The sequence below is a fragment of the Mesorhizobium sp. M4A.F.Ca.ET.020.02.1.1 genome (assembly GCF_004022645.1).
Lineage (GTDB): Bacteria > Pseudomonadota > Alphaproteobacteria > Rhizobiales > Rhizobiaceae > Mesorhizobium.
The window spans coordinates 1-1050 of sequence record NZ_RZOI01001177.1; the positions used below are offsets into that span (position 1 = coordinate 1).

Below are 1050 nucleotides of genomic sequence, written 5' to 3' on the forward strand. Positions count from 1 at the left end.
ATCATACCGCCTGCTTACGCCCCTTGCCGGAACGGCCCGGCCCCGCTGGAAACCGTAGGCCTGAAATGGTTTACGAACGGTTCACCATGTTTATTAACTGGCTTGCGGGCGCGGCAGGCAGCGCCTATCAACCCGTGAGGCGCTGAGGAGATCGTGCATGGCCGGGCTTTATCTCGAAGAGTTCGTCGTCGGCCACGTCTTCCGCCACACGCTGCGCAAGACCGTCACCGAGAGCGACAACATGCTGTTTTCGGTGATGACGCTGAACCCGCAGCCGCTGCACATCGACTTCGACTTCGCCGCCAGGAGCGAATGGGGCAGACCGCTGGTCAACTCGCTGTTCACGCTCGGCCTGATGATCGGCATTTCGGTCAACGACATCACCGTCGGCACCACTGTCGCCAATCTCGGCATGAAGGAAACCGTGTTCCCGCACCCGGTCTTCCATGGCGACACCATCCGTGTCGAGACCACGGTGATTTCGGTGCGCGAGTCCAAATCGAAGGCTGACCGCGGCATTGTCGAGTTCGAACACCGCGCCTACAACCAGCATGATGTTCTCGTCGCCAAATGCACGAGGCAGGCGATGATGCTGAAGAAGGCAGGCTGATGCGCTCGCTGCTTTTCGTTCCGGGCGATTCCGAAAGGAAGCTCGAAAAGGGGTTTGCCGCCGGCGCCGACGTGGTCATCGTCGACCTCGAGGATTCCGTCGCGACGGGCAACAAACGGTTGGCGCGCGACATCGCGGCGCGTTTCATCGCCGGACACAGGAACCAGACGGCATCCGTGATCTATGTGCGCGTCAACGATCTGTCGACGGGGCTCACCGACGACGATCTGACGGCGCTTGTTGCAGCCGCGCCGGACGGCATCATGCTGCCGAAGTCGAACAGCGGCCAGGATGTCCAGCAGCTCTCGGCTAAGCTCAGGGTGCACGAGGCTGAAAACGGCCTGCCTGACGGCGCGATCAGGATCCTGCCGATCATCACCGAAACACCGGCGGGCGTGCTGACGGCCGCAACCTATGCCGGCGCCAGCCCGCGGCTTGCC

At 62.3% G+C, this 1050-nt stretch carries 2 protein-coding genes; both read left to right on the plus strand.

The window, feature by feature from the left end; genetic code table 11:
- Nucleotides 1-157 precede the first annotated feature (157 nt).
- On the plus strand, nucleotides 158-610 hold the full coding sequence (locus EN742_RS35840) for a MaoC family dehydratase (RefSeq protein ID WP_126054264.1): 453 nt from the start codon (nucleotides 158-160) through the stop codon (nucleotides 608-610).
- A partial coding sequence (locus EN742_RS35845) for an aldolase/citrate lyase family protein (protein ID WP_245492491.1) occupies nucleotides 610-1050 on the plus strand: 441 nt, incomplete at its 3' end. The genes EN742_RS35840 and EN742_RS35845, both read left to right, overlap by 1 nt.

Bases quoted from the DNA above. Each gene is read 5' to 3' on its own strand.
- EN742_RS35840 (WP_126054264.1), top strand. From the start codon at position 158: ATGGCCGGGCTTTATCTCGAAGAGTTCGTCGTCGGCCACGTCTTCCGC.